Origin of the sequence: Pandoraea terrae, assembly GCF_902459695.1 — a bacterium.
Classification (GTDB): domain Bacteria; phylum Pseudomonadota; class Gammaproteobacteria; order Burkholderiales; family Burkholderiaceae; genus Pandoraea; species Pandoraea terrae.
Genome location: NZ_CABPRZ010000020.1, coordinates 36,725 through 61,861 on the forward strand (window position 1 = coordinate 36,725; position 25,137 = coordinate 61,861).

Below are 25,137 nucleotides of genomic sequence, written 5' to 3' on the forward strand. Positions count from 1 at the left end.
CTGCGGGATACAACGACCTGCGGCGAAACAGCCGGGCACCGGCTCGGCGAGGAAGATCACGAAAAACATAATCAGTCACTGACGATAACAACAGAGGAAAACAAATGATTAGCATTACAAAACAAGATGGAGACGATCGATTCAATCGCAGCCTGTTCTCGGCGCTTCACAAGGCGTTTGTCCTGAGCGTCACCCTGGCGGCACTTGGCCTTTCGATGCCAGCGCGCGCCATCGACGTGGATGCTGCGGAGTACCAACCCGTACCGCCCGGCACCAACCTCGCGCTGCTTTACTACCAGCATGTAGATCGTAACCAGTTGTATTCGGGGGGGCAGCGCGTGCCCGGCGACAACCGCCTGGATTCCGATATCGGCATATTCCGTTACCTGCACTACATGAATGTGGGGGGCTTTCTCACCGCACCGGAAATTCTGGTGCCGTTCGGCCGACTGGACGCGCATGGCGCAACGAGTTCACTTGGCAACGCCAGCGGCGCGGGTGACGTCATCCTGGGTCTGCCGACCTGGCTCCTCAACGACGCCGATCACCAGCAGTATTTCGCGGTCACACCCTTCCTGATCGCACCCACGGGGTCGTACGACAAGAACAGCGCACTGAACCTGGGCAACAATCGTTGGCAATACACCTTGCAGTTCGGCTATCTCGCCGGCATTACGCAGAAACTCTTTCTCAACCTGACCGGCGACGTCAGCTTCTTCGGCGCTAACAACGATTTCGGGCCCCGCTCGCAGACCCTGAGGCAAGACCCACTTTACGAGTTGCAAGTGGCCGTTCACTATAAGGTGACTGATACCCTCGACCTGCGCGCCGGCTACGCGCATTTCTGGGGCGGCCAAACGAAAGTCGACGGCGTCGACCAACACAACGCTTCCCAGCAGCAGAAGTTTTATGTGGGCGCGGCTTGGTTCTTCAATCCAACCACGCAGATCCTGACGACCTGGGGACGTGATATATCAGTGGCCAACGGTTTCAAGGAGACTAACCGCATCAACTTGCGTTTGCTCAAGGCCTTCTGACAGTGGTGGGGTGGTGCCTTGCCGCCCGCGTCGGTCACTTTGCAATGAGGTGAAAACGTCTCAAGGCGGGCGCCATGCAGAAATGGAAGCGTTAAAAAGCCATATATCATAAATGGATGACCGCAGACCGTGCGTGCCGGATCGTTGATGCGCAACGATCCGGCACGGCGGTACATGAGGAGGAGTGCGATGCCCGGGTTTCAAGTAACAGATCGTCCGTTGGGTGTGGCGCAACCAGTGACCGGGAAGGAATTGCGCCCGACGCACGATGCGGCCGATGCCCTGCAGATCCAGAGGGAAACCATGCGGGCGTGGGAGCGCTTCCTCAGCGGTGTACCGCTTGCCGAAGTAACGGTCAGCGAGCACCTGGGGGCGTCATGGCAACGTAGCGTGAGCAGCGGCGTCTGTCCCACCAACCGCTCCGCGCCTCTCGCCGCACGCGGTGACGACGTCGCGCGCCTGCGCTGGCGCCACCGCGAACTCCTCAAGGCGGCGGCCAGCATTTTCGCAGTGACGAAGGATCTGTTGGTCGACTCCAGCACGATCATGCTGCTGACTACGCCGGAGGGTGTTGTACTCGAGACAGCCGGCGACATGCACACGCTGGAACGTGGGCAAGACATCCATCTCATGGAGGGCGGGGACTGGGGCGAAAGTTCAGTCGGCACCAATGGCATCGGCACAGCCATCGCCACCCGCCGGCCGGTGCAGATCCACGCCGCTGAGCATTTTTGCGAGGGCATCAAATCCTGGACATGTGCGGCGGCACCGATATGCGACCCGCTGAGCGGCGCGCTGGTCGGTGTCATCGATATTTCGGGTCCGCCGCAAACGTACCAGCGTAATAACCTGACGCTCGCGGTAGCCGCGGCACGTCAGATCGAGCTGATCCTGGCTGAGCGCGCCATGAATGAGCGGATGCGACTGCTGGAAGTCTGCCTGCAACAGGTGACCGGCAGGGACGCCACGGCGATGTTGGCACTGGACCGACATGGCCGGCTGATCCACGCGAGTGGCCGTGTGCCAGTGGCGCTCGACCTCGGCGAGCAACTGCAAGGCATTGACGAGTGCTCCCCCATCGAGGAGTGGGCGAAGCAACTGCCTGAGGGGCTGCGTGCCGAATGGTTGAATCCCATCACAGTCGAGGGAAAACGCATTGGCGCGATGATCGTGGTGCCCAGCCGTTCCCGTCCGGCCAACGCGAATCGTGCGATCGAGCAGGGCTCTGAGGCCGACCCTGAGCGCAGTTCCTTCCGTCACATTATCGGACGCAGCGCGGCGATGCTGGCCGCGATCGAACGCGGGCGGCAACTCGTGGGCAAGCAGGTTCCCGTGCTGATCCAGGGGGAAACCGGCGTCGGCAAGGAATTGTTTGCTCGCGCGATGCATGGCGAGGAAGGTGCCTGCAAGCCGTTCATTGCGTTTAATTGCGGTGCCGCAACAAAGGAGCTGATCGCGGGCGAGTTGTTTGGCCACGTCCGCGGTGCGTTCACGGGGGCGACCTCGGAAGGCCGGCCGGGGCGGTTCGAACTCGCGCACGGCGGCACTTTATGCCTGGACGAGATCGGAGAATTGCCGCTCGACCTGCAACCCGTGCTGTTGCGAGTGCTCGAGGAAGGCATTGTCTATCGCCTGGGCGACAGCCAGCCACGTCGGGTCAACGTGCGCCTGTTATCGCTGACCAATCGCAACCTGCGAGATGAAGTCGAAGCCGGACGTTTCCGTCGCGACCTCTATTACCGTATCAGCGTCACGCAAGTGCGTATCCCGCCTTTACGTGAGCGGGATATTGATATCGACTTGTTGATTGAGCACTTCAATTGTTGCCTTGCGCGCCGGCACGACGTGGCGGAGCTGCGGTGGAGCGCTGACGCGAAGGCCGCGCTACGCGCTTATGCATGGCCCGGAAATGCGCGCGAGCTGCGCAACGTGGTCGAGAGCCTGCTGCTTACCTCCAACGGCGAGATGGTGGGCTTGAGCGATCTGCCACCGGAATTGCTGGAGAGTGCCGGCATAGGGGCGGCGAGCGCGCCTCCGATGCCGTCCGACAGCCTGGAACAGGCCGAACGCGTGGCGATCGCGCGCGCACTGCACAACACTCAGGGAAACCTTGCCCAAGCAGCTCGCTTGCTCGGGGTCTCACGCAGCACGCTGTATCGTAAGGTCGAGCTCTACCGCCTGGAAGACATCGTGAGGTAAGTCCTTGCGCCCGCGCTCTCCCGGTCCCTTCGAACATTCGTACCGATTTATCGTGTCGTCTTGCGTCTCAAAATCGTTCGTGACAGTCCGAATTTGAGACAGTCATCGCGCGTGCCAGACGATTCGCTCCTGGCCCGCAACCGCCGGTCCTCAGCCTACAAGGCCTCAGCGCCAAGCCCCCAGGCTGAGGCCGCGCCCTCCCCCCGCTTGTTCCGTCGTCGCAAGTTCCATTGGCACGATTGATGCGTCATTGCTGATACAGGACAGTGACCCGCGCAACAGAAGCGTGCGTGGATGCGGGCAGGAGGGGCATACGATGGAAATCCGGCAACCAGACGAGGGCTCTGCCCTCAAGAGCACGTGCAGCTCTCTCGCCTCCACCCCGTGGCGTGTCAGCGGTACACCTGAACCTCCAATGGGCTCGCATCTCATCACGCCACGCCCGAGCTATCTGCACCACGGCATTTACGCCGGCAACGGCCGAGTTGTACATTACGCCGGACTGTCCAGATCGCTTTGCCACGGACCGGTGGAGGAAGTGAGCATCGCAAGCTTCGCCGCTGGCCAAGGCGTCTGGATCATGCCCGGCGTGGCTCCCAAGTACCCTGGCCATGAAGCCGTGCGTCGAGCCCGCTCCCGTCTGGGAGAAAATAGCTACCGGCTCCTGACGAACAACTGTGAGCATCTGTGCACCTGGAGCCTCTATGGCGAAAGCCGCAGCGAACAGGTGGAATGGTATGTAACGCATCCCACCGCCGTCGTGCGCGCCGTGGCGCAACTGCTCCTGGCGTTTTTCGGGAGCAATTCAAGGTCTTGCCAGCTGGAAATGGCATGAATTGCCCTTTCTTGCCGGACACTCAGGACGCGTGCGCCGACGTCAGATTGAGCGCCAAAGCTTGCGCGACTTCGATGCCGTCGATGGCCGCCGAATAGATACCACCCGCATACCCCGCGCCTTCTCCTGCCGGATACAGACCTTCGACGTTCATGCTCTGGTAATTGTCTCTGCGTCGAATCCGGATCGGTGACGAAGTGCGCGTCTCCACGCCGGTGAGCACGGCATCGTGCATCGCGAAGCCTGCGATCTTCTTGTCGATCTGGGGCAGCGCTTCACGGATGGCTTCGATCACGTAGTCAGGGAGCGCGGTGCTGAGATCGGTCGGGTGCACGCCCGGCTTGTATGACGGCACCACGGAGCCAAGCGAAGTCGAGGGCCGGCCGGCGATAAAATCACCGACCAGTTGACCCGGCGCGTGGTAATTGCCGCCGCCGAGTTCGAATGCGCGCTCTTCCCATTTGCGCTGGAACGCGATGCCCGCCAGCGGACCGCCGGGATAGTCGTCCGGCGTGATGCCGACGACAATGCCCGCATTCGCATTACGCTCGGCTCGGGAATACTGGCTCATGCCATTGGTGACCACGCGACCCGGCTCGGAGGTCGCCGCAACCACGGTGCCCCCAGGGCACATGCAAAAGCTGTAGACTGCGCGCCCATTACTGCAGTGATGTACCACCTTGTAGTCGGCCGCGCCGAGTTGCTTGTGGCCCGCAAATTTGCCGAAGCGCTGGCGGTCGATCAGTCCCTGCGGATGTTCGATGCGGAAACCCAGCGAAAACGGCTTGGCTTCCATATAAACACCGCGATCGTGCAGCATCTGGAAGGTGTCGCGCGCGCTGTGGCCGACAGCCAGCACCACGTGGTCGCACCGCAGCGTTTCACCGTTCGAGAGCTTGAGCGAGCGCACCTTGCCCTGATCGATTTCGATGTCGTCGACCCTGGTCTCGAAGCGCACTTCGCCGCCCAATTCGTAAATGGCGGCGCGCATTTTTTCTACCATGCTGACGAGGCGGAAAGTGCCGATGTGCGGCCGGCTCAGATACAGGATGTCTTCCGGTGCGCCCGCCTTGACGAATTCTTCGAGCACCTTGCGGCCATAGTGGTTCGGATCCTTGATCTGGCTGTACAGCTTGCCGTCGGAAAACGTTCCGGCGCCGCCTTCACCGAACTGCACATTGGATTCAGGGTTGAGTACGGCCTTGCGCCACAGGCCAAAAGTGTCCTTGGTGCGCTCGCGCACGGCTTTGCCGCGTTCGAGAATGATGGGACGGAACCCCATCTGCGCGAGAATAAGTCCTGCGAACAGGCCGCACGGCCCCATGCCGATTACCACCGGGCGCAGGGCAGTCGTGTGCTCGGGGGCCTTTGCGACAAAGCGGTATGTCATGTCCGGCGTCACCCCGCAATGCGGCTTGCCGGCGAGCCGTTTGCGCGCGAGCGCTTCGTCCGCGACTTCGACATCGACGATATAGGTCAGCCTGATATCGGAGCGCTTGCGTGCATCGTGCGCACGGCGGAACACGGTGTAACGGAGGAGCCCGTCTGCCGCCACGCCGAGATCCGCGAGGCGCGCGCGAATCGCAGCTTCGAGATCGGTTTCGGCATGGTCGAGTGGGAGTTTGACTTCGCTTAGACGTAACATGAGTACCGGGATGCGGTCGCCGGGGAATTGTGAAGCCGTATTTTATACGGTTCGGCGGCTTTTCGAATGGGAAAGGCGCCATGCGATGAAATCCACGGAACCTGATTTTTCCCGCCGCATCATTTTGCAGCGGCGCAACAGATATTCTTTGCGGCCTTGCGCTTTTTCCGTAATTCCGCGAAGGTGAGCAAAGCGCTGGACGGGATGCGAGCGAATATGCAACGCTTCCCGCTGCCCATTCGTACCCCCGTCGGCACCGTCCGGCAACACGGCGCGCCGCCGCGCGGCCATTTTCCATTTCCCACTTCGCGCCCGGCAGCCCGCGTCATCACGATGCCATGCCGCCGTGCCATCATGGTAAGCCTCATGCGCCGGCACACGCCTTTGCGCGGCTGTTTGTTTTCGCGAGCCGTTCCGGCGCGACGTCATCCAACTTCCGAGCGAATTCCGACATGCGAAAGAAAGTCGTGACCCTGGCATTGCAAGGCGGCGGGTCCCACGGGGCATTCACCTGGGGCGTGCTCGACCGGCTGCTCGATGACAAGCGCATCGAGATCGAAGGCATCAGCGGCGCCAGTGCGGGCGCGATGAACGCCGTCGTGCTCGCGCACGGCCTCACCGCCGGAGGCCCGCAGGGCGCGCGCCGCGCCTTGCAGGACTTCTGGGAAACCGTCGCCAGCAAGGCGCCCTTCTACTTCATGCCGCAGCCGGCCACGCACCAGGATGCGATGCATGCGAGCCCGGGACCGGCGGTGCACGCGATGCTGTCGCTGACGCGGTTCTTCTCGCCTTACCAGTTGAACCCGTTCGACATCAATCCGCTGCGTGACATCCTCGCCAGCCAAGTCGATTTCGAGCGCTTGCGCGCGTCGTGCCCGACCCGGCTCTTCATTGCAGCGACCCAGGTGAGCACCGGGACGCTGCGGCTGTTCCGGACCCGGCAACTGACCCTCGAGGCGGTGCTCGCCTCGGCCTGTCTGCCGTCAATCCATCACGCTGTCACCATCGACGGCGAAGCGTACTGGGATGGCGGCCTGGTCGCCAACCCGCCCCTGTTCCCGCTACTGACGCACTGTTCGTCCAGCGATACGATCGTCGTGCTGCTGCATCCGGCGCATCGGCCGAAAGTGCCCGCCCTGGCCGACGAGATCTGGCACCGCTTGAACGAAATCAGCTTCAGCTCGGCCTTCTTCGCCGAGCTGCAAAGCTTATGGCTGGCCAAGCGCGAGGTCGCGCGCTGGCCGTTTTCGGTCGGCCGGCTCGAACGCCGGCTGCGGCGCTTCCGCTTCCACCTGATCGACGCCCAAGAGTTGATGAATCAATTGAGCACATTGAGCAAGCTCAATGCCCATCCGTCGTTCATCAACGCCTTGCGCGACGAAGGGTGCCGGCGCGCCGAAGCATGGCTTGACGAGAATTTCGCCCACATCGGCGCGCGTTCCTCCTTCGACCTGGGCGAACTGCTGCATTGATCGAAATTAGCGATCTTATGAAGCTACGATAAGGTTGCTAATTTACGTACAACCCTCCTAGCTTGCAGTGCGCCAGGCGTCGCCAGGCATGATCCGTTTCATGAACCCGTCGAAGAGCGGAACGGTAAACGCCGTGTCACCATGCGTTGGACTCCAGATCATGCCCTTGAGGATCAGGCTGCTTCGAAGTGGGCCGAACGACTCTACGCGGCGCCCCAACTGCTGGGCAATATCGCCGGAGCGGTGCGGACCCGGCCCGAGCTCCGCCATGGCGCGCAGATACTTCTTCTCGGCAGGCGTAAGCCGGTCAAACCGAACCCGGAAAAAGCTTTCGTCGAGTGCCGCAATCACCTCGCTCGAAGCCCCCTTCACGTCGTTTGCGGTGATCGGGCTCGCCGCAGCGACATCCCAAGCGCACTTTCCCCACTCCTGCAGGAAGTACGGATACCCCTGTGTTTCAGTCACGATCAGGTCCACTGCGTCCGGTTCGACGTCGACGCCTTCCTCGTTGGCAGGCACGGTGATCGCGAGCTTCGCGTCCGCAATGGCCAGCGGGCCAATTTCGGCGAATTCGAAGAGCCGTTCAGCATAGGATTTGGCCTCACCCATGCGGCCGCGGAGTTGCGGTAAGCCCGCGCCGACCACCGTCACCGGCATCCTCTGTTGTGCGCAGCGGTGCAATGCGGAAATCAGCGCAGCAAGTTGCGCTTCCTCGACGTACTGAAGCTCATCGATGAAAATGACGAGTACCGTATTCGCGGCCTGAGCGGCCCGTCCGACCTGTTCGAGAAATGCACCGAGATCAGCCTCCAGGTCGCCGTTATCCGCGAGCCCCGGCTCAGGCGCATAGTCGAGTCCGACCTCTATGTCCTTGTATGCGAGCTTGAGTTTGCTGGCGAAGCCGGCGAGCGCGCGAAGACCCCGCACGGCGAAGTCCTTGGCGGCTTCGACCCGGTTCAACCGCATCAGCGCCAAGCGCAGTTGCGGCGCCAGTAGCGCTGGTAGCGACCTGTTCTCCGGCGCCTCGAAGTGCACTGTATGAGCACCGCTGGCCTCAGCGTCGCGGCGCATCTGCTCCAGCAGAACGGTCTTCCCAACACCGCGAAGGCCGATCAACAGGACGCTCTTGGCCGCACGCGCTCTGCGCAACCGTTCTATGCAGATACGCACCGCCTCGCGCACCTCGTTTCGCCCCGCCAACTCGGGGGGCGGACTACCGGCACCAGGTGCAAAGGGATTCAGGACTGGGTCCATAATGTATCGATCTTAGGAAACTTATCGGATTTACATAATTTAGCTAAGATCAGTATAGGTCACGCGCGATCGAATGCAAAGGCTTGCGGATCCAGAACAGTCGCCCCCCGAGCCGCTCTTCAAGGCGGGTAACGGCCCGGGAGACCGTGGCGACCGAGACCCCCATGGCTGTTGCCGCCGCAGCGAACGAACCCTCCTCGGCGACCTTCGCGAAGGAATCGATGTGAAGTACGCGTTCATTGAGCGCAATCGACGCCACTGGCCGGTGTCGGTGCTATGCGAAGTGCTGGAATATGGGATTCGTCAAACGGGGGCGAGGTCAGTTTCGATGGTCCGCGCCCCGCTTAGGCGGTCGCGAACAACACGGCGAGACACGCTGCCACGATCAGCACCTGATACGGCGTGTCGGGGTGGCGGTTGTAGTATGTCCACCAATCGTACGGATGCGTGTCGCCGACCTCTCGGCTCGCGAGCAGCCCCTTCACGAACATGCCAACGATGAGCGGGAGCGGGTTCACCCAGATGTCATTCCAGTACACCATCCAGTTCGCGGCCTCGAACAGCGCGTATGTGAGCCCCGCGAGCAACGCGAGGTTACGCACGATCAGGAACCTCGAATACGCCCACGACGGGAACTGCCGAACCATTCCGCCGACGCTCGCGACCGGCGATGCGAGCATTCGCGCGCGCGCACGCCAGTATCCGCCCCACGACCAGGCAAACAGCCAACCGAGCGCGGCGCCCAAGATCACGTCGCCCGCGAACGCGAACGCGTGCTTCAAGGTGGTCGCGTTGTGGAGGTTGCCGTAGTAGACGGCCGCGCTGAGCGCGACCTCGGGCTGATTCTTTAAGCCCATCAGGTCATCTCGGCGGGTGTCGTCGCCGATGAACACGACGCGTCCGGCGAGGCCGTCGCTCGGGATCATGTCGCCGATCGGGGCGCCGGGCTTGAGCCATTTCTCGTTGATCTCCCATAGGTTCGAGTGGATCTCGAGATAGCGCGGAGTCACGGTGCCAATCACGTTGAATCCGCTTTGTTTGCGACGGTCCTCGATGCCCTCGAGGATCCGGCGGCTGTCGGTCACGTCGAGCGGCTCGATGCCAGGGCCCGGCGGCAGCACCGCCCGCGCCTGCCGGGACTGCGGCGCTCCGCTGAACGGCACGCAGAGGTCATCGACCGACGAATCGTCGCTCACGTAACGAAAGCCGTTCGGCGCATGTGGCTGGCGCGCGGCGTACGACGCGAGATTGCCGAGCGTCGCGACGTGCCGGTCATAAAAGAAGCCGCCCCAGAGCTGCGGCTGACTCCACGCGACGTAGAGGCTCGGGTTGTCACAGAGCCGCTTCACGAACGCGATCTCGCGCGACATGATTCGGAACGTGATCGGATCGCCCGCTTCTTGTTGGCCGAACTCGCTGACGTTTGGCAGCAAGCTCGCTTTTACGACGACCCGCGTTTGGAGCGAGGCGTCGTCGAGCGCGCGTATGAATTTCCCGTAGCCGGCTTGGCTATTGACTATCCGGTCAACGACGTCCTTTGTTGTGACCTCGGGCGGCATGCATGCGCCGCGCGAAGCCTCCAGCGGCATAAGAAACGACACCCCCGGCTCCGCCGCCGCCCGGCGCCTGATATTGTCGCGGAGCCCGTCGCACGCGGGATCACTCAGCATGGGGTCATCGTTTAACGGATCAAGCGCGTCAAAACTGATCGCGATTAACTTAGGGCGCTTCGCCGCGAGCGCGTTGATAAGCTCGGCCGCGAACGCGCCCGGGGGCATCCGGCGGTTCCAAGCTTGCGCGAGGAGGTTCGGCACCCAGAGCACTAGCGGTCGGTCCTCGACGACGGACGGATTCCAGACGGACACCCGTCCCTTATTGGCGGCTTCGCGCTCCGCGTTGTCGACGCTTATCCACTGGTTAAGCGAGAAGACCGTGCGCGCGGCCAGGTCGACCGGGGCGAACCATGGCATCCGCTCCAACACGACCGTGACGGACGCAATCGTGAGCGCGAGCAGCAGGTTATGCAGGACCTCGTAGCGCTTGGCCCAGTAGCGCTGGAGCGCGGAGTCTCGGGTGGGTGTGTCGGTCATGTCCGCGAGCGCGACTGCGGCGCGGTGCGGCTTTTGACGGCAGGCGCTGTCGCCTTTTGTTCGGCAAGTGCTTGCAAATCAGCCCCCTGCAAAATCCCCCGCCGAGTTAAGCGATATCGACCAGATCCGCGGACATTGGTGGGGAGGGGGCGTGATATTCAAGTTAGCATGAATCTACACAAGGTGAGTAATATATTTGGGTCGCGAAGGCCCGCGTACGATCCAACGGCCGTTCCACAGTGGACCGCGGGCGATCACCCGCCAATCACGCTCAGCTAACGCTCGCCCGCGAATCTGTCGCCGAACATCGGATAGCCGCCGGCGGATTCGCCGCGCGTGTGCAGCCCTCATTCGACAGGAATCGGGTTGTCGACGATGAACTGGTTGAACTGCTCGATAAACGCATGCTCATTGGGCCCCGCGTTATCGCGCAGCGGTTTGGCGGCGTCGACGACGACCTCGGTCGTCGCCGTCTCCAGGCGTTCCATCGTTTCGGCGATGAACGCATCGAGCGGCATGGCGCGCGAATCACCGCTCTTGTGAATGAGATCGGTGTCGACCCAGGGCGGCGCGATCTCTAGCACGCGCACGCTCGTATTGCGCAGCACGAAGCGTTGCGACAGCGTGTACGAGTGAATCGCAGCTTTGGTAGCCGAGTAGAGGGCGGTTGCCGCAAGCGGCACATACGCGAGCACCGAGCTGTTGTTGATGATGGTCGACTCGGGCTGCCGCTTCAAGTGCTCGACAAACGCGGCGCTCACGCGCACGGGGCCAAGCAGGTTCGTGTCGACGAGATGGACGGCTTGCTCGTCGTCGAGCGGGCCGCCGGCGTCGTCGAACGGCATGATGCCTGCGTTGTTGATCACCACGTTCAATGCCGGATAGCGTTCGATCAGTTGGCCGGCGACCTCGCGAATCTGCGCGGCGCGGCGCGGCTGATGATCGAGCAAAGCCGGCATCCGCTCGATGTCATCGCCAGGGAGACCGGCTTTCGCGATCGCCGGCATCTTCGCGAAGCGTTCGTGCGCGGCTTTGGTCTTCCGCCTCAGGCAGTCCGGCGCGACGCGCGTGTGGAGGCCTGAACACGCTGTTCCCAGCCACTCATCGTGTTATTGCCTACCCCCCGCGCCCCGCAGCCCGGAAAAGCTTTCGTCGAGCTGACATGGGCGCCATGATTTTGCATCCCCGATCGCAGCGAACGATCCAACCTATTCAGCCTTGACGGTCTACGTGAAGCGCCCCCGTCTTGCATGTCCGCGCTGGAGTAACGACGCGTACTGGTGCAATTCCCGTGGCGCGATATCAAAGGCGCGACGGAACGCACGGGTGAAGCTCGACGCATCGTTGAAGCCCAATCCCCAAGCAATGTCCTGCACCTCCATATGCGGAAAGCGCACCAATTCATCGGCCGCCTTTCGCAGTCTGCGGTTGCGAATATACGCAGCCAGGCCGCCTTCATGCTCGAAGAGACGGTACACGCTGGCGCGTGCGAGGCGCAGCGATGCCAATACGCTTTCAGGCGACAAGTCCGGATCGTGCAAATGGGCTTCGACATGCCGCCGCACTTGTCCATAGACGGCTGCGCGTACCGCTGCCCGGCAGTTGCCGGAAAGACCCGCTTCACGGCTGAAAGCTGCCACCAGAAGCTCCACGGCCGTGACAAAGGACTGATGCGCTTCTTCCTTGCTTTGTCCGACGATTTGTCGACGAAGCGCCACCAGGTGCTCGATCAGCATGCGCACCAAAGGCGTGGTGGCGTTAATCCGGCGGCCATGCAGCGACGCGGCGTCTGGGAACGACCTTTCCACCAGGGCGCGCGGCACGAAAAGGAGCAGTATCCGGCCACGAAAACTCTGGATCGTGCACGGCTGATCCATGTCCAGTGCAAGGATACTTGGCACTTGCGGGATCTGCGGTGCGTCGCGCCGCGGCTTGCCGCCCAGGAACTGCGCAGGCGGCCCTTCAAGGAACACACTGAAGCTGATGTCGCGAACGCTCTCGGTCGAAACACGACCCAACGACCGCACGGCCAGGTTCGGCCCGGTGCGGAAGTCGAATAAGCTCAGATTGTCGATCGTGTAACGAGACAGCGACGCATCGAACGTATCCTCGGCTTGCTTCGACGAAGGCCGTATGTCGTACACCGGACTCATGCGCTCTTGCCACGCCAGGAAGCTTTGACGGGCATCGCCTTGAACGCTGAAATTGCTGTGCACGATACCGGACGCAAGCTTCGGCGGCCCCGGCGGCAACAGCAAGCGGCTAAGCGGTGAAGCGGTCTGCTGTGTGTCGTTGTTCGATGCAAGGCTCATCGCCGATTTTCGTCCAGTCTGGATTCGCCCCGTGCGGCTTAGCATTATGGCAAGCCACGTGCCCGCCAGGAGCACGCTCGTGAAGTTCGCCAAGCATATTAACGCACGCCCGCGAATGTATCGCAGCTAGATCGGAAACTGCTCAATGGTTTCGCGCACCTGCATCAGCACAGGCCTGAGCTGCTCCATCGGGACCGAACTCAAGCCCAACCGCAACGCATGGGGGGCGTGCCGGGTCGTCGCGTAGGCCTCCGCCTTGGATACCGCGATGCCACACTCGGCCAGAGCGGTGGCGATCCTCAAGGCATCGACGGCGACCGGGTCATGGGGCCGGAGTAATGAGCGCGTGGCGATGTCCAGGCCCTGCTGGCAGCCGTTGATCAAAAAGACTCGATCCACTTCGCTGCGTATGCCGCGTTCCCTCGCCAGGAAATCGACCACGATCCGCCGTTCATGGCGCCGGCCGCCGGGCGGCTGCTCGGTAGCGTCGTGGCGAGCATCGCCAGCACGGTGATGACACTGCGGGGCGAACGTGCCCACGGGCGTTGAATGTATAAGCTGGCGTAAAATGGTCGCGTTAGCGAGGAGGCCGTGAGCACGATAGCCACCACGGAAATTTGCGAGTGTCTGCTCCCGCCCAAGTCGCGGGCGTCTAGGTAGGTTCAGTTTGGCGGATCTCGTTGAGCACCTCGGCCTGGACCTCCGGGTTTGGTTCGCCATCCTTGGTAGCAATCAATGCTTTCGGCGTCAGCGGGATCAAGGGCAGGATCAGTGCGTACACCACGGTAGTCGCGATCACACAATATGTGAATCCGTACGTGGCGCCGCTGTTATAGATCCATGAGCCCAATAGATCGCCGGCACGCGCCGAGAGCGCGAAAACGCCATCCACCAGCATCATCAAGGTTCCTTGCAGGCCTGGCGGACAGGACCGCATCGCGAGATCGAAGTATGCTGCCGTGGCTACACCGCCCATCAGCCCTATCGGTGCTGCCATTACAAGGGCGAGATTGGCTGAGTGAATGAATGCCAGCGGAATCATCTGCGGCACTGCGACGATCGTTCCCCACCACAGCAGCTTGCTCAGCGATACCCTCTTGCACAGAAAGCCATACAGCAAAAATGTCGGGATGAACGCGGCGGCAAAGATCCCGTTGTAGTACGAGTAAACGGAATCTGGCGCATGCAACTCATTGGTCAGATAGAACTGCAGCGGAGTGGCCGCTCCTGGCGCAAAGTTCCACAGAAAGCAGATGAGAACCGCGGGATAAACGGCCTTATGCTTCACCAGCCGCCTGACATTTCCAACGAAATCCGCGCCTCTGGCTTGCGGCTTCTCGTAGGTCTGGCCGAAGACGGAAACGGGCTTCCAGAGCCCCAACACAGCAATCAATAAATTGACGATCGCCACCAGGAAGAAGGCCTGGTTCGCGGCAAGATGGTCGGAGACGTATCCGGAAGCGAACGCTCCCGCAACGACCGGGACGGCGCCGACCACGTTCCACAGAGCGCTCAGGCGCCCGGACATGAGCTTCTCCTGGCCCACCAGAGCGATCAACCCCTGATAGGCTGCGGCGATGAATCGGAACGACAGCATTGCCAGCAGCATCCCGACGACCAGTCGCGCGTATGAGAAGCCTGAAAACGCCATCCAGATGAAAGCCACCGCGGTCGCCGGAGCGAAGATCAGGAAGAAGCCGCGATCCCGCAATCCCAGCGGGTTCCATTGGTCGCGCGCGAGGCCAAAAGCGAACGCAATGTACACGGGTATGCCCGTCAGCAGCCGGAAAGTCGAGATTTGCGTCGCCGTCGCGTGCAACTGGTTCTTGAGTATGTACGACGTCTGTATATCAACCAGGAAACCTGCCGGCGTCGCCAGATAGGTGAACAGGGTCAGCCAACCGAAATACAGCAGGGTTCGGTCGCTGCCCTCGAAACCATTACGATCAGGAACGGTCAGCATTTTTTTAGTAGCTTAAATGGGAATGCACCGGACTGAAGGGCGCGTAGATATTGGATTGCGGGCCTTTCGCGGCTCGCACAGATTTACGATCGCCGGCACGCGTCGTCACGACGCCCCAGCCCCCTCATGGATCGCGCCGCCACGCATCAAGCGCCGGGCGATGTCGGCCGTCTGCAGTGCCCCGCGTTCGGTCGGCGAATGGGCGGCGAGATAGCGGGCGACCGCAATGAGGACGTGCCGGCCCTCGCCAGTATTGCCCCACGCGGCGAACTGCCGGACTCCGGCGTCCAGCATCTGATAGGCGTGGAAGCCAGCATCTTCGCGCAACACCGCAAGCGCGAGCGTGGCGATCAGCGCCTGTGGCGAATGGCCGAGCGTGAGATGTCGCGCCACGAGCCTTGCCGCAAGATCAACCTGTCGCTGCTTGTCGAAGGCGTCGAGCAAGGCGGCGCAGATCGTCTCCACATCGGCAGGGAGGTCGTCGAGCGGGTCGCTGTCCTCACCCGGGATGCGGGCCGGCGGCACATTCAGATAACGGGCAAGGTAGAGCGCCATGGCGCCGTGCGTTATGGCGCGCACGGCCGTGACGTGACTGTCGATGTTGGCGGTCCCGATCCGCGTGAGCATCTGGTGGACCGCGTTAGCGTAGGTGAAGACGTGGTGCGCCGTCTCCCAGTCGGCGTGCTCGTTGGCATTGCCGAAGCGGGCCACCCGCAGCGCCGCTCCGTAAGCGAGGGATCGTCCCAGGTCGGCAGGCGCGGCACCTGCGCGGATCGCCGCCTTTAGCGCATCAATGATCTTCGCTGGATCGTCTCCGAGCAGCTCTCGGGCGAGCGCCGCGTGATGCGACCATCCATGCAAGGTGCCCGCGGCAGCGAACAGCTCCGGCATTTGGCTGGCGGATTCTTCACACAGCGCAACAAGATCAACGGGCTGGCGCCAGGCGGTCGATTCCTCCGCGCCACGGGCGGCCACCATCTGGCCGACGATAGTCGGCAGCAACGCTGGCGCGTGCTCCCAACCGATCAGGTCGAGGCACTCGAAGGCCTTGTTGATAAAGTCGAGCGAATGACCGGTGTCGGCAAACACCCTTTCGGTCTCGGCCGAAAGCAGCGCATCGGCGAGCACAGCTGGCGAGGCACCGGCTGCAATCGCCGTCAGCAGGGTGCGCTCGGCCGCTTCGCGATGCCGCACATTTGTCCACAGTCGCAGCCAGCGCTTGAGTGCGGCCGGCTCCGGCCGGCTTCCGAGCGGCGCACGTTCGCGCCGCGGCGCCTCGCCGTCACAGTCCGTCGCCACGCGGCGCGCACCGTGGAACAGGGCAAGATAGGCTTCGTCCTCTGGCAGCAAAGGGAAGAGATTGCCCAGCGCCGTCAGTATCGTGAGACCGACGCCCCAGCCGTCGCGGTTCTGCGCCCCGAACAGCGCCACCTGCCGCACAATATCGGCCATCGGCACGTCGGCCGCGAGCTGACCATGCACGGCCTTGGCGATGACGAGATCGAGGTCGTGCGCGAGGCCGTCCGCAAGCCGCTGACGCCAGTGCGCCGCGGGATCGGGATGGCCGAACGTGGTCGTTACCCAGACATCGCCGTTGCGTATCTCGACCGCGCAGGTCGGTATATCGTCCGCCCAAAGGTCGAAGGTGCAGCCGCTTTCGAGGTCGAAGCGGGCGTGATGCCAATGACAGGTCAAGATGCCGTCCTCAACGCTGCCGCGCTCGAGCGGGAAGCCCATGTGCGGACAACGATTGTCGAGGGCGAAGACGCGCCCGCGGTCGTAGATGACGAGGATCGGAAGATGGCCACCTTGCACAACGAGCCGCCCCTTCGCCTTCAGCGCGTCAAGGCTCCCCGCAAGCACGAATTCCTTGTTCGGTGCATCCATGCGCAAACCTCCTGCACGCTTCCCGTCAGGGACGTAGTACGGCCTCACCTGATAACTTTATGCCTATTTTGGCGGCACTTCCCAAGCGATGCGCGCGAAATGGCTGAGCAGGCGGGGGTATAACAGCCAACGACCGCTACTGCCCCGCCTGCCACGCGTTAACGGGCGCAAGGCGGAGCGAGAAGCGACCAAGGCTCACGCCGCAGCGGCATCTTCCGTGTCGATTGGCTCGGCGTCCGTGTGCCCTCGGCGCCGCAGGACGACATGCGTGGCCTTCTCCGACGCTACGAATTCAACGCATTCGTATCCCAGAGCCCGCAAGTCAACCCCTTCGAACAGCGATTCTCCCCGGCCGAGCAGGACCGGCGCGATAGCAATGTGCAGTTCATCAATGAGGCCCTCACGAAGATACTGCTGGATGGTGCCCGGCCCACCGCCGATCCGCACGTCCATTCCGGCAGCGGCCTCGCGTGCACGGTCGAGCGCCTCGCGAATGCCTCCTGTGATGAAGTGAAACGTCGTTCCGCCTTCCATCTCGATGGGGGGACGAGCATGATGGGTCAAGACGAAGACTGGGACGTGATACGGTGGATTGTCTCCCCACCAGCCTTTCCAGTTTGTGTCCGGCCAGTCCCCACGAATGGGGCCGAACATGTTCCTCCCAAGAATCCAGGCCCCGACATTCTGAAAGCCACGGGCGGCGAAATCATCGTCAACCCCGGTCGTACCGCCGTCCTTGCCGAACAAGGCCCGCTGGAATGTGCGTGTTGGGACTAGCCACTGGTGCAGTTCCGTCCCGCCAACGCCGAGCGGATTGTTGATGTCTTGATTCGGGCCTGCACCGTATCCGTCGAGCGAGACGGTGAAGCCGTCAACGCGAACTCGTGTCATCGTTTGCCTCCGTTTAGACGCCTAACGTAATGTGGACAGCAAATCTGCATGGTTTGCCGGAATCGTGCGAAATATTCTAGCTTTGGCCGGAAGTTCGCGTTCACACAAACTGCCGGAAAGCTGACGTTGAGGGTTCCAATGTCCGTTCTCTCGAATGTTCATCGAACGGGTGCTCGTTGCTAGAGCCATCCGTGCTTGTCCTGCCTCCAACAGTCGAAAACGCGTTTCGCATTGTGAAGTTCACTTCAAATTTCCGCAGCATTGCTTTTTCGTTGCGTGAAAACATGTTTCACATCGCAAAAATAGTTACATAACCCATTGAAAAATAAACATAAATTAAGTCTTATGTCTTATATAAGACATCACCGAAACGCATCAAGCGGCGTTACTATTTAGTCATGCAGTTCGCTTCGACATACGTAGCGGCACGCTGAACCATTTATTCAAACGCGCTTTGCTCTCAGGAGATACACATGGCCCAATATCAAGACGACATCCAGGCAGTTGCTGGTTTGAAAGAGACGCACGGCAGCGCCTGGGATGCCATCAATCCCGAGTATGCCGCTCGCATGCGTGCCCAGAACAAGTTCAAAACGGGCCTGGACATCGCCAAGTACACCGCCAAGATCATGCGCGCCGACATGGCCGCCTACGATGCTGACCCGTCCAAGTACACCCAGTCGCTGGGCTGCTGGCACGGCTTCATCGGCCAGCAGAAGATGATCTCCATCAAGAAGCACTTCAACAGCACCGACCGCCGCTACCTTTACCTGTCCGGATGGATGGTGGCCGCGCTGCGCTCCGAGTTCGGCCCGCTGCCGGACCAGTCGATGCACGAAAAAACCTCCGTCAGCGCGCTGATCCGCGAGCTGTACACGTTCCTGCGCCAGGCCGACGCCCGTGAACTGGGCGGCCTGTTCCGCCAGCTGGATGCGGCCGTTGGCCCTGCCAAGGCCGCCATCCAGGAAAAAATCGACAACCACGTCACCCACGTCGTGCCTATCATCGCCGACATCGACGCGGGTTTCGGCAACGCGGAAGCAACCTACCTGCTGGCCAAGCAGTTCATCGAAGCGGGCGCGTGCTGCATCCAGATCGAAAACCAGGTGTCCGACGAGAAGCAGTGCGGCCACCAGGATGGCAAAGTCACCGTGCCGCACGAAGACTTCCTGGCCAAGATCCGCGCCATTCGCTATGCCTTCCTGGAACTGGGCGTGGACGACGGCGTCATCGTGTCCCGTACCGACTCGCTGGGTGCCGGCCTGACCAAGCAGATCGCCGTGACCAACACGCCGGGCGACTTGGGCGACCAATACAATTCCTTCCTCGATTGCGAAGAATTGTCGGCCGACGAACTGGGCAATGGTGACGTCATCATCAAGCGCGACGGCAAGCTGCTGCGTCCCAAGCGCCTGCCTAGCAACCTGTTCCAGTTCCGCGCCGGCACGGGCGAAGCGCGCTGCGTTCTGGATTGCATCACCTCGCTGCAAAACGGCGCTGACCTGCTGTGGATCGAAACCGAAAAACCGCATATCGCCCAGATCGGCGGCATGGTCAGCGAGATTCGCAAAGTCATCCCGAACGCCAAGCTGGTGTACAACAACAGCCCGTCGTTCAACTGGACCCTGAATTTCCGCCAGCAGGCGTACGACGCGATGAAGGCCGCGGGCAAGGATGTGTCGGCATATGAACGCGCCCAGCTGATGAGCGTGGAATACGATCAGACCGAACTGGCGGCGCTCGCCGACGAAAAGATCCGGACCTTCCAGGCCGACGCGTCGCGCGAAGCAGGTATCTTCCACCACCTGATTACGCTGCCGACCTACCACACCGCCGCACTGTCTACCGACAACCTGGCCAAGGAATACTTCGGCGACCAGGGCATGCTGGGTTATGTGGCTGGCGTGCAGCGTAAGGAAATCCGTCAGGGCATCGCCTGCGTCAAGCACCAGAACATGTCCGGCTCGGACATCGGCGACGACCACAAGGAGTATTTCAGCGGCGACGCGGCCCTGAAAGCGGCGGGTAAAGACAACACCATGAACCAGTTCTGATACCCGTAATACCCGAAGCAAAACACCAGATGAAATGGTCAGCCTGACCTTGAAGCCCAGCAGGTTCACACTTGTTGGGCTTTTCTTATTTCAGGAGTTGTTCCTGGCCACGACAACGTTGCTCGGCATCGATATCGGCAAACACACCCCATCGACATCGGTGCCATACTTTCCTCATGGTTACCGCGACCTTCCGCTTCTATGAGGAGCTAAATGACTTCCTGCCGCGCGAGCGCCGCAGGCGGGAGTTCGATTGCCCCTGCGCCCGTGCGGCAACCACCAAGCACATGATCGAAGCGCTCGGCGTGCCGCATACCGAAGTCGAACTGGTGCTCGTCGACGGGGAATCGGTCGGGTTCGACCATCTCATCGCGAATGGCGAGCGCGTGGCCGTCTACCCGAAGTTCGAGGCACTCGATATCACTTCGCTGTTACGGGTGCGCGAGCATCCGCTGCGGCATGTCCGCTTCGTTGCCGACGCCCATCTCGGTGGTCTCGCCCATCTGCTGCGAATGGCCGGTTTCGACACGCTGTACGACAATAATTTCGATGATCGCGAGATCGCCGCGATCTCGGCGCGCGACGAGCGCATCGTGCTCACACGCGACAGGGATCTACTGAAGCGCCGCAACATCACGCACGGTTGCTATGTGCGCGCCCTCAAGCCCCGTCAGCAACTGCACGAAATCTTCGGCCGCCTCGACTTGGCCGGAAGTATCCGACCATTCTCGCTGTGCCTCGATTGCAATGCGCCATTACACGCGCTCGCTGCAGACGTAGCACGGTCACGCGCCCCGCCCTCCGTGCGCGCCCGGTTTACGCGCTACGCAACATGCGACATATGCCAACGCGTCTTCTGGGAGGGCTCGCACTGGCGCCGGATGCGCGATCTGCTGGATGAGGTCGTCGGAACGGCAACGGCGACGCCTGCCAGCGAGTAATCCACCATCGAGTACCGGGTTCCCCCTCCGGTATCTCCCCATATGGCAATTCAGCCCGTTTTCGCCAATAATGGCCCCACATCCATTACTGGACGAGGGCGGCCATGGTCTTCAGCCCCGATGCCATCCGTACCATCGCCCTGGTCGGGCATGCCGGATGCGGCAAGACGTCGCTTGTCGAAACGCTGCTGCATCTGGGCGGCGCCATACACACGCCCGGCAGCGTAGATCGCGGCACGACAGTCTGCGATTTCGACCCGCTAGAGCGCAAATATCACCACTCCCTGAATTCCGCCGTCGCCCATCTGCATTACCGGGACACGCGCATCTACCTGCTCGACACCCCCGGCTATCCCGACTTTTCCGGGCTCTCGATCAGCGCCCTTCCCGCCGTGGAAACGGCCGCCATCGTCATCAATGCCCAAACCGGCATTGAAATGACTACCCGGCGCATGATGGCGTGGGCGGAATCCCGCAAGCTCTGCCGAATGATCATCGTCAACGGCATCGATGGCGAGAAAGTTGACCTTCCGGGGCTGGTGGAACAGATTCAGGAAGCCTTCGGCAAGCGGTGCCTGCCGATCAACCTGCCGGCGCAGCGCAGCCAGCAGGTGGTGGACTGCTTCTTCAATCCGTCCGGCGAGTCCGATTTCCTGTCGGTTGCGGCGGCGCACAATGCGCTGATCGATCAGGTGGTGGAGATCGACCCGGACTTGATGGAGCTTTACCTGGAGCAAGGGGAAGCCATCACCCCGGAACAGTTGCACGAACCCTTCGAGCGCGCGTTGCGCGAAGGGCATCTGGTGCCGATCTGTTTCACGTCGGCCACCAACGGCGTTGGTATCACGGAGCTGCTCGACGTGTTCGTCCGGCTCCTGCCCAACCCCATGGAGGGCAACCCGCCGCTGTTCTATCGAGATAAAGACGGCAACCAGGAGACTGTGCCCGCCACGCCGGACCCCGGCAAGCATGTGTTGGCCCACGCCTTCAAGATCGTCATTGACCCTTACATCGGAAAGCTGGCGGTGTTCCGCATCCATCAGGGCACGGTCATGCGCGATAGCCAGCTCTATGTCGGCCTCGGGCGACAACCGTTCCGGGTCGCCCATCTGCTGATGCTGCAGGGCAAGGACCACGAAGATATCCAGCAAGCCGGCCCCGGCGACATCTGTGCGGTGGCCAAGATCGATGAGATCGGGTTCGATGCTGTGCTGCACGATGCGCCGGAGGATGGGGACATTCACCTGACCCCGCTCGATTTCCCCGCGCCGATTTACGGCCTGGCGATCGAGCCGGCGCGCCGGGGCAACGAGCAACGACTCTGGGAGACGCTGCAGAAGCTGGCGGCGGAAGATCCGTGTCTGGTCATCGAACACCCTGTCGGCACCAATGAGACGGTCATGCGGGGCTTGGGCGAGTTGCATCTGCGTTACATGCTGGAGCGGCTGACCGAGCAGTACAAGCTTGATGTCGTGACGCGTCCGCCGAAGATCGCTTATCGGGAAACGATCAGCGCAAAGGCGGAGGGGCATTACCGTCACAAGAAGCAAACCGGCGGCGCGGGGCAATTCGGCGAAGTGATGCTGCGTGTGGAGCCGTTGCCGCGTGGTGCCGGGTTCGAGTTTGTCGATGCCGTGAAAGGCGGTGCGATTCCCGGGCAGTTCATTCCCGCCGTGGAAAAGGGCATTCTCCAAGCCATCGAAAGCGGGCCGTTGGCCGGCTTCCCGATGCATGACGTACGGGTTACGGTGTACGACGGCAAGAGCCATCCCGTCGACTCGAAGGAAGTGGCGTTCGCCACCGCGGGGCGCAAGGCCTTTATCGACGCAGTGTTGAAAGCCCGGCCGGTTGTGCTGGAGCCTATCGTGGACATCGAGGTCATCACCCCGGCGGCGGTAATGGGCGACGTCATCGGCGATCTGTCGTCCAAGCGCGGGCAAGTCCACGGCACGCGCACGGCCGCCGGCGACGCCGTGGTCGTCGCGGGAAAGGTCCCGCTTTCAGAACTCGACGGCTATCAGTCTCGTCTGAATGCCATTGCCGGTGGACACGGGAATTACACCATCCAGTTAAGTCACTACGACCCGGTGCCGCCCGCCCAGCAGGAGCGGTTTGCGGCGCAGCATAAGACGCAAAGCGACGACGCTACGTAGTAGAAGCGATTCCGCAAGCTGTGCCGACAGCTTGATCGCTACCCCATCCCCCGAATTCCCCGCGTTTGTTGCGTGACGCACACGCGCGCCCTCCTCGTTCGGCCTTAAGCCGAGCCTTCCCCCGCCCCATCCCGACACGCCCCGCCCCGCCGCCGGTGGCGTAAAGCGGGGTATTACGCCAATTATTTCAATTTCTGAAATAGTTGTTTGTCTAAGTGCGCGTTTATCTTCAATGTCGGCATCAATACACTGGGACTGTCGACGATGAATTGAACATCGCCCCCTTCAAAAAGACAGGAGAAACACCATGAAGCGCGCGCTTATTACCTCTGCCCTGATTTCCTCGATGCTTGCCCTTTCCGCCGGTTCGGCCATGGCTAGCGACGCTTTCGACGGTCCGTCGGAATTCTCGTGGGTGCCGCAAACCAGCGTCATGAGCCGCGCCCAAGTTGGCGCAGAGCTGGCCCAGGCCCAACGCGATGGTCTGGTGCAACAACACGACGCTGTGTACCCGAAGGCAGCGCCGAGCGCCCAGCTGGAGGCGGCAGTCGATCCGGTGACGCCAGGTTCGGTTGGCCAAGCTAACCGCGCTGGCTCGATCTACTTCGGTCAGTAAGCAGCCAGCGCCGCCAGCCTTCCATGAGGGACGGCGGTCGGCTTGAGGCATTAAGCCTCGACATCGATCTGGGTCGGCATCAACTGGGGATTCCAGACAATCTCCCAAAGGTGCCCGTCCGGATCCTGAAAGTAACCGGAATATCCGCCCCAAAAGGCCTTTCTGGCCGATTTCACGATCGTTGCACCCGCACGCTCGGCCAAGAGCATCACCGCATCGACCGCTTCTTCCGTCGACACGTTATGGCCCAGCGAAAATTCCGTTGCGCTTGGTCGCCCTTCCAGTAGTCCTGTGTCCTGTGAAAGACTCGCTCGCGGCCAAACCGCCAGCTTCAGTCCGGGTTGCAGATCAAAGAACGCGACGGCGCCATATGCGAATTCCGTTCCGATAATGCCTTGGGTTTGAAAGCCGAGTCCGTCGCGATAGAAGCGGACAGATCGCTCAAGATCGTCCACGCCGAGGGTAATGACGGTTATTCCAGGTCGCATAGCACTTCCTCCAATGAGCAGGGATTCATTCCCCCCGCGCGGCCGCCTCGCGCAGCTTGTCTTTCTTGCTCTTGCGCCGACCTTTAATCCCGCCGTTGGACGATGGGTCCGCCGTGTTCGTTGCCGGCGCGGCGGTCTTTATCGGCTCGAAGCCGGGAATCTGTTCACGCGGCACTCGCTGATTCTGACGCTTTTCGATCAGGCGGAAATGCGCCTCGACGTCCGCGCTGATGAAGCTGACGGCCACACCGCTTTCGCCCGCACGGCCGGTTCGGCCAATGCGATGCGTGTAGTCGATTGCAGACCTGGGCAGGTCGTAATTCACGACGGCGGGCAATTGTGCAATGTCGATACCCCGAGCGGCGACATCGGTAGCCACGACCACTTGCAAGCGGGAATCCTTGAAGTCGGCCAGAACCCGGCTACGCGTGCCTTGCGTGAATTCACCGTGAAACGCGGCCGCATCGATTCCTGCCTGCCACAACTTCTCGGCAACACGTTCGGCCGCCTGCTTCGTCGCGACAAAAACGAGAACGCGTGACCAGTCATTTTCCTGAATCAGATGACGCAACAGTTGGTGGCGTCGATTGGCATCGACTTCGATCGCTCTTTGAGTAATGGCCGGCTCACTCATGGGCTCAGCGGGAATTTCAATGCGGGTCGGATCGCGCAGCATCTTTTCGGCGAGCGCCTGCACGGGGGGCGGAAAGGTTGCCGAAAAAAACAGGTTCTGGCGATTGGCTGGAAGACGGGACAGGACACGCCCGATTTCATCGGCAAAGCCCAGATCCAAAAGGCGGTCCGCTTCATCGAGGACGAGCGTCGATACGCCGGAAATCCTCAATGCGTTGCGGTCAATCAAATCCAGCAAGCGGCCCGGCGTAGCGACAACGATGTCAGCGCCGCCGCGCAAGTCCAGCATTTGAAGATTGACGGATACGCCACCGGTCACGACGGCGACCTTTACCCGCTCCGAAAGGTGTCGCGCATAGGCGCGAATCGACTCCCCCACCTGTGCGGCGAGCTCGCGCGTGGGCACGAGAATCAGCGCGCGAACACGTCGCGGCGTTTCCCGGCGAGCCTCCGACCATTGCTGCAACAACGGAAGACAAAATGCCGCCGTCTTGCCGGAGCCCGTTTGTGCTGAGCCCACGACATCGTCGCCTCGCAGGATGGCTGGAATTGCGGTTGCCTGAATGGTCGTCGGCGCGAGGTAGCCTCGCTCCTCAACGGCCTGCACAAGGGCGGGGGCAAGGCCCAGGGCGGAAAATGTCGTGGTCACTGAGTGGGAAGTTCGATG

At 61.7% G+C, this 25,137-nt stretch carries 20 protein-coding genes and 2 pseudogenes; 9 read left to right on the forward strand and 13 right to left on the reverse strand.

The window, feature by feature from the left end; translation table 11 throughout:
* Window positions 1–104: 104 nt before the first annotated feature.
* From PTE30175_RS20175 to PTE30175_RS20185, 3 genes are all read left to right on the forward strand, one after another.
* Window positions 105–1,037, forward strand: coding sequence for a transporter (locus PTE30175_RS20175; protein ID WP_150698863.1), 933 nt, complete (start codon window positions 105–107; stop codon window positions 1,035–1,037).
* A 147-nt stretch (window positions 1,038–1,184) separates the two neighbouring features.
* Complete coding sequence (locus PTE30175_RS20180) at window positions 1,185–3,236, forward strand: sigma-54-dependent Fis family transcriptional regulator (protein ID WP_224788887.1); 2,052 nt, start codon at window positions 1,185–1,187, stop codon at window positions 3,234–3,236.
* A 415-nt stretch (window positions 3,237–3,651) separates the two neighbouring features.
* Window positions 3,652–4,071, forward strand: coding sequence for a lecithin retinol acyltransferase family protein (locus tag PTE30175_RS20185; RefSeq protein ID WP_224788888.1), 420 nt, complete (start codon window positions 3,652–3,654; stop codon window positions 4,069–4,071).
* A 22-nt stretch (window positions 4,072–4,093) separates the two neighbouring features.
* Here PTE30175_RS20185 and PTE30175_RS20190 read toward each other — a convergent pair whose 3' ends face one another.
* Both PTE30175_RS20190 and PTE30175_RS20195 read right to left on the reverse strand, forming a co-directional pair.
* Window positions 4,094–5,716 carry an NAD(P)/FAD-dependent oxidoreductase gene (locus PTE30175_RS20190; RefSeq protein WP_150698865.1) on the reverse strand — a complete coding sequence of 541 codons (1,623 nt, stop codon included), beginning with the start codon at window positions 5,714–5,716 and terminating at the stop codon, window positions 4,094–4,096.
* A 42-nt stretch (window positions 5,717–5,758) separates the two neighbouring features.
* Window positions 5,759–6,145: a hypothetical protein gene (locus tag PTE30175_RS20195; RefSeq protein WP_150698866.1), complete on the reverse strand. Its 387-nt coding sequence runs from the start codon at window positions 6,143–6,145 to the stop codon at window positions 5,759–5,761.
* A 23-nt stretch (window positions 6,146–6,168) separates the two neighbouring features.
* Here PTE30175_RS20195 and PTE30175_RS20200 point away from each other — a divergent pair, with 23 nt between their 5' ends.
* On the forward strand, window positions 6,169–7,188 hold the full coding sequence (locus PTE30175_RS20200; RefSeq protein WP_150698867.1) for a patatin-like phospholipase family protein: 1,020 nt from the start codon (window positions 6,169–6,171) through the stop codon (window positions 7,186–7,188).
* 57 nt (window positions 7,189–7,245) lie between these two features.
* On the opposite strand, the gene PTE30175_RS20205 is transcribed toward PTE30175_RS20200, so the two are convergent.
* The 4 genes and pseudogenes from PTE30175_RS20205 to PTE30175_RS20220 all read right to left on the reverse strand — a co-directional run bounded on the left by PTE30175_RS20205 (window position 7,246) and on the right by PTE30175_RS20220 (window position 11,491).
* Window positions 7,246–8,442 (reverse strand): ATP-binding protein, encoded by a 1,197-nt coding sequence (locus tag PTE30175_RS20205; protein WP_150698868.1) that lies wholly within the window; start codon window positions 8,440–8,442, stop codon window positions 7,246–7,248.
* A 94-nt stretch (window positions 8,443–8,536) separates the two neighbouring features.
* Window positions 8,537–8,665: pseudogene (locus tag PTE30175_RS20210) on the reverse strand (helix-turn-helix domain-containing protein); the annotation flags it as partial.
* A gap of 121 nt (window positions 8,666–8,786) precedes the next feature.
* Entirely contained in the window at window positions 8,787–10,424 is a 1,638-nt protein-coding gene (locus tag PTE30175_RS20215) for a hypothetical protein (protein WP_150698869.1), read from the reverse strand.
* Between the two features lie 455 nt (window positions 10,425–10,879).
* Window positions 10,880–11,491: an SDR family oxidoreductase gene (locus PTE30175_RS20220; RefSeq protein ID WP_224788889.1), complete on the reverse strand. Its 612-nt coding sequence runs from the start codon at window positions 11,489–11,491 to the stop codon at window positions 10,880–10,882.
* Between PTE30175_RS20220 and PTE30175_RS28800 the strand changes: the two are divergent.
* Window positions 11,459–11,614: pseudogene (locus PTE30175_RS28800) on the forward strand (helix-turn-helix domain-containing protein); the annotation flags it as partial. The gene PTE30175_RS20220 and the pseudogene PTE30175_RS28800 sit on opposite strands and share 33 nt — an antisense overlap.
* 144 nt (window positions 11,615–11,758) lie before the next feature.
* On the opposite strand, the gene PTE30175_RS20230 reads toward PTE30175_RS28800, so the two are convergent.
* From PTE30175_RS20230 to PTE30175_RS20250, 5 genes are all read right to left on the reverse strand, one after another.
* Window positions 11,759–12,844 (reverse strand): helix-turn-helix domain-containing protein, encoded by a 1,086-nt coding sequence (locus PTE30175_RS20230; protein WP_150698870.1) that lies wholly within the window; start codon window positions 12,842–12,844, stop codon window positions 11,759–11,761.
* A gap of 126 nt (window positions 12,845–12,970) precedes the next feature.
* Window positions 12,971–13,384, reverse strand: coding sequence for a hypothetical protein (locus PTE30175_RS20235; protein ID WP_224788890.1), 414 nt, complete (start codon window positions 13,382–13,384; stop codon window positions 12,971–12,973).
* Between the two features lie 112 nt (window positions 13,385–13,496).
* The gene (locus PTE30175_RS20240; protein ID WP_150698871.1) at window positions 13,497–14,807 is read right to left on the reverse strand and encodes an MFS transporter; all 1,311 of its coding nucleotides are present in this window, start codon (window positions 14,805–14,807) and stop codon (window positions 13,497–13,499) included.
* Between the two features lie 105 nt (window positions 14,808–14,912).
* On the reverse strand, window positions 14,913–16,694 hold the full coding sequence (locus PTE30175_RS20245; RefSeq protein ID WP_191629153.1) for a Rieske (2Fe-2S) protein: 1,782 nt from the start codon (window positions 16,692–16,694) through the stop codon (window positions 14,913–14,915).
* Window positions 16,695–16,889: 195 nt separating this feature from the next.
* Window positions 16,890–17,585 carry a dihydrofolate reductase family protein gene (locus PTE30175_RS20250; protein ID WP_150698873.1) on the reverse strand — a complete coding sequence of 232 codons (696 nt, stop codon included), beginning with the start codon at window positions 17,583–17,585 and terminating at the stop codon, window positions 16,890–16,892.
* 473 nt (window positions 17,586–18,058) lie between these two features.
* On the opposite strand from PTE30175_RS20250, the gene PTE30175_RS20255 reads away from it, so the two are divergent.
* The 4 genes from PTE30175_RS20255 to PTE30175_RS20270 all read left to right on the forward strand — a co-directional run bounded on the left by PTE30175_RS20255 (window position 18,059) and on the right by PTE30175_RS20270 (window position 23,349).
* Window positions 18,059–19,639, forward strand: a complete 1,581-nt coding sequence (locus PTE30175_RS20255; protein WP_150698874.1) for an isocitrate lyase — start codon at window positions 18,059–18,061, stop codon at window positions 19,637–19,639.
* Between the two features lie 176 nt (window positions 19,640–19,815).
* Window positions 19,816–20,580 carry a Mut7-C RNAse domain-containing protein gene (locus PTE30175_RS20260; protein ID WP_150698875.1) on the forward strand — a complete coding sequence of 255 codons (765 nt, stop codon included), beginning with the start codon at window positions 19,816–19,818 and terminating at the stop codon, window positions 20,578–20,580.
* 104 nt (window positions 20,581–20,684) lie between these two features.
* Window positions 20,685–22,733, forward strand: coding sequence for an elongation factor G (gene fusA, locus PTE30175_RS20265; RefSeq protein ID WP_150698876.1), 2,049 nt, complete (start codon window positions 20,685–20,687; stop codon window positions 22,731–22,733).
* A gap of 307 nt (window positions 22,734–23,040) precedes the next feature.
* On the forward strand, window positions 23,041–23,349 hold the full coding sequence (locus PTE30175_RS20270; protein ID WP_150698877.1) for a DUF4148 domain-containing protein: 309 nt from the start codon (window positions 23,041–23,043) through the stop codon (window positions 23,347–23,349).
* Window positions 23,350–23,399: 50 nt separating this feature from the next.
* Here PTE30175_RS20270 and PTE30175_RS20275 read toward each other — a convergent pair whose 3' ends face one another.
* Together PTE30175_RS20275 and PTE30175_RS20280 are read right to left on the reverse strand one after the other, a co-directional pair.
* A complete protein-coding gene (locus tag PTE30175_RS20275) occupies window positions 23,400–23,837 on the reverse strand; it encodes a VOC family protein (RefSeq protein ID WP_150698878.1) in 438 nt (145 codons plus the stop codon).
* A gap of 25 nt (window positions 23,838–23,862) precedes the next feature.
* Complete coding sequence (locus PTE30175_RS20280) at window positions 23,863–25,119, reverse strand: DEAD/DEAH box helicase (protein ID WP_150698879.1); 1,257 nt, start codon at window positions 25,117–25,119, stop codon at window positions 23,863–23,865.
* Window positions 25,120–25,137: the final 18 nt, after the last annotated feature.

Bases quoted from the DNA above. Each gene is read 5' to 3' on its own strand.
- PTE30175_RS20180 (WP_224788887.1), top strand. From the start codon at position 1,185: ATGCGCAACGATCCGGCACGGCGGTACATGAGGAGGAGTGCGATGCCC.
- PTE30175_RS20200 (WP_150698867.1), top strand. From the start codon at position 6,169: ATGCGAAAGAAAGTCGTGACCCTGGCATTGCAAGGCGGCGGGTCCCAC.
- PTE30175_RS20275 (WP_150698878.1), bottom strand. From the start codon at position 23,837: ATGCGACCTGGAATAACCGTCATTACCCTCGGCGTGGACGATCTTGAG.
- PTE30175_RS20195 (WP_150698866.1), bottom strand. From the start codon at position 6,145: ATGACGTCGCGCCGGAACGGCTCGCGAAAACAAACAGCCGCGCAAAGG.
- PTE30175_RS20245 (WP_191629153.1), bottom strand. From the start codon at position 16,694: ATGGATGCACCGAACAAGGAATTCGTGCTTGCGGGGAGCCTTGACGCG.
- PTE30175_RS20260 (WP_150698875.1), top strand. From the start codon at position 19,816: ATGGTTACCGCGACCTTCCGCTTCTATGAGGAGCTAAATGACTTCCTG.
- PTE30175_RS20205 (WP_150698868.1), bottom strand. From the start codon at position 8,442: ATGGACCCAGTCCTGAATCCCTTTGCACCTGGTGCCGGTAGTCCGCCC.
- PTE30175_RS20175 (WP_150698863.1), top strand. From the start codon at position 105: ATGATTAGCATTACAAAACAAGATGGAGACGATCGATTCAATCGCAGC.
- PTE30175_RS20240 (WP_150698871.1), bottom strand. From the start codon at position 14,807: ATGCTGACCGTTCCTGATCGTAATGGTTTCGAGGGCAGCGACCGAACC.
- PTE30175_RS20255 (WP_150698874.1), top strand. From the start codon at position 18,059: ATGGCCCAATATCAAGACGACATCCAGGCAGTTGCTGGTTTGAAAGAG.
- PTE30175_RS20220 (WP_224788889.1), bottom strand. From the start codon at position 11,491: ATGCCGGCTTTGCTCGATCATCAGCCGCGCCGCGCCGCGCAGATTCGC.
- PTE30175_RS20250 (WP_150698873.1), bottom strand. From the start codon at position 17,585: ATGACACGAGTTCGCGTTGACGGCTTCACCGTCTCGCTCGACGGATAC.
- PTE30175_RS20190 (WP_150698865.1), bottom strand. From the start codon at position 5,716: ATGTTACGTCTAAGCGAAGTCAAACTCCCACTCGACCATGCCGAAACC.
- PTE30175_RS20185 (WP_224788888.1), top strand. From the start codon at position 3,652: ATGGGCTCGCATCTCATCACGCCACGCCCGAGCTATCTGCACCACGGC.
- PTE30175_RS20270 (WP_150698877.1), top strand. From the start codon at position 23,041: ATGAAGCGCGCGCTTATTACCTCTGCCCTGATTTCCTCGATGCTTGCC.
- fusA (WP_150698876.1), top strand. From the start codon at position 20,685: ATGGTCTTCAGCCCCGATGCCATCCGTACCATCGCCCTGGTCGGGCAT.
- PTE30175_RS20230 (WP_150698870.1), bottom strand. From the start codon at position 12,844: ATGAGCCTTGCATCGAACAACGACACACAGCAGACCGCTTCACCGCTT.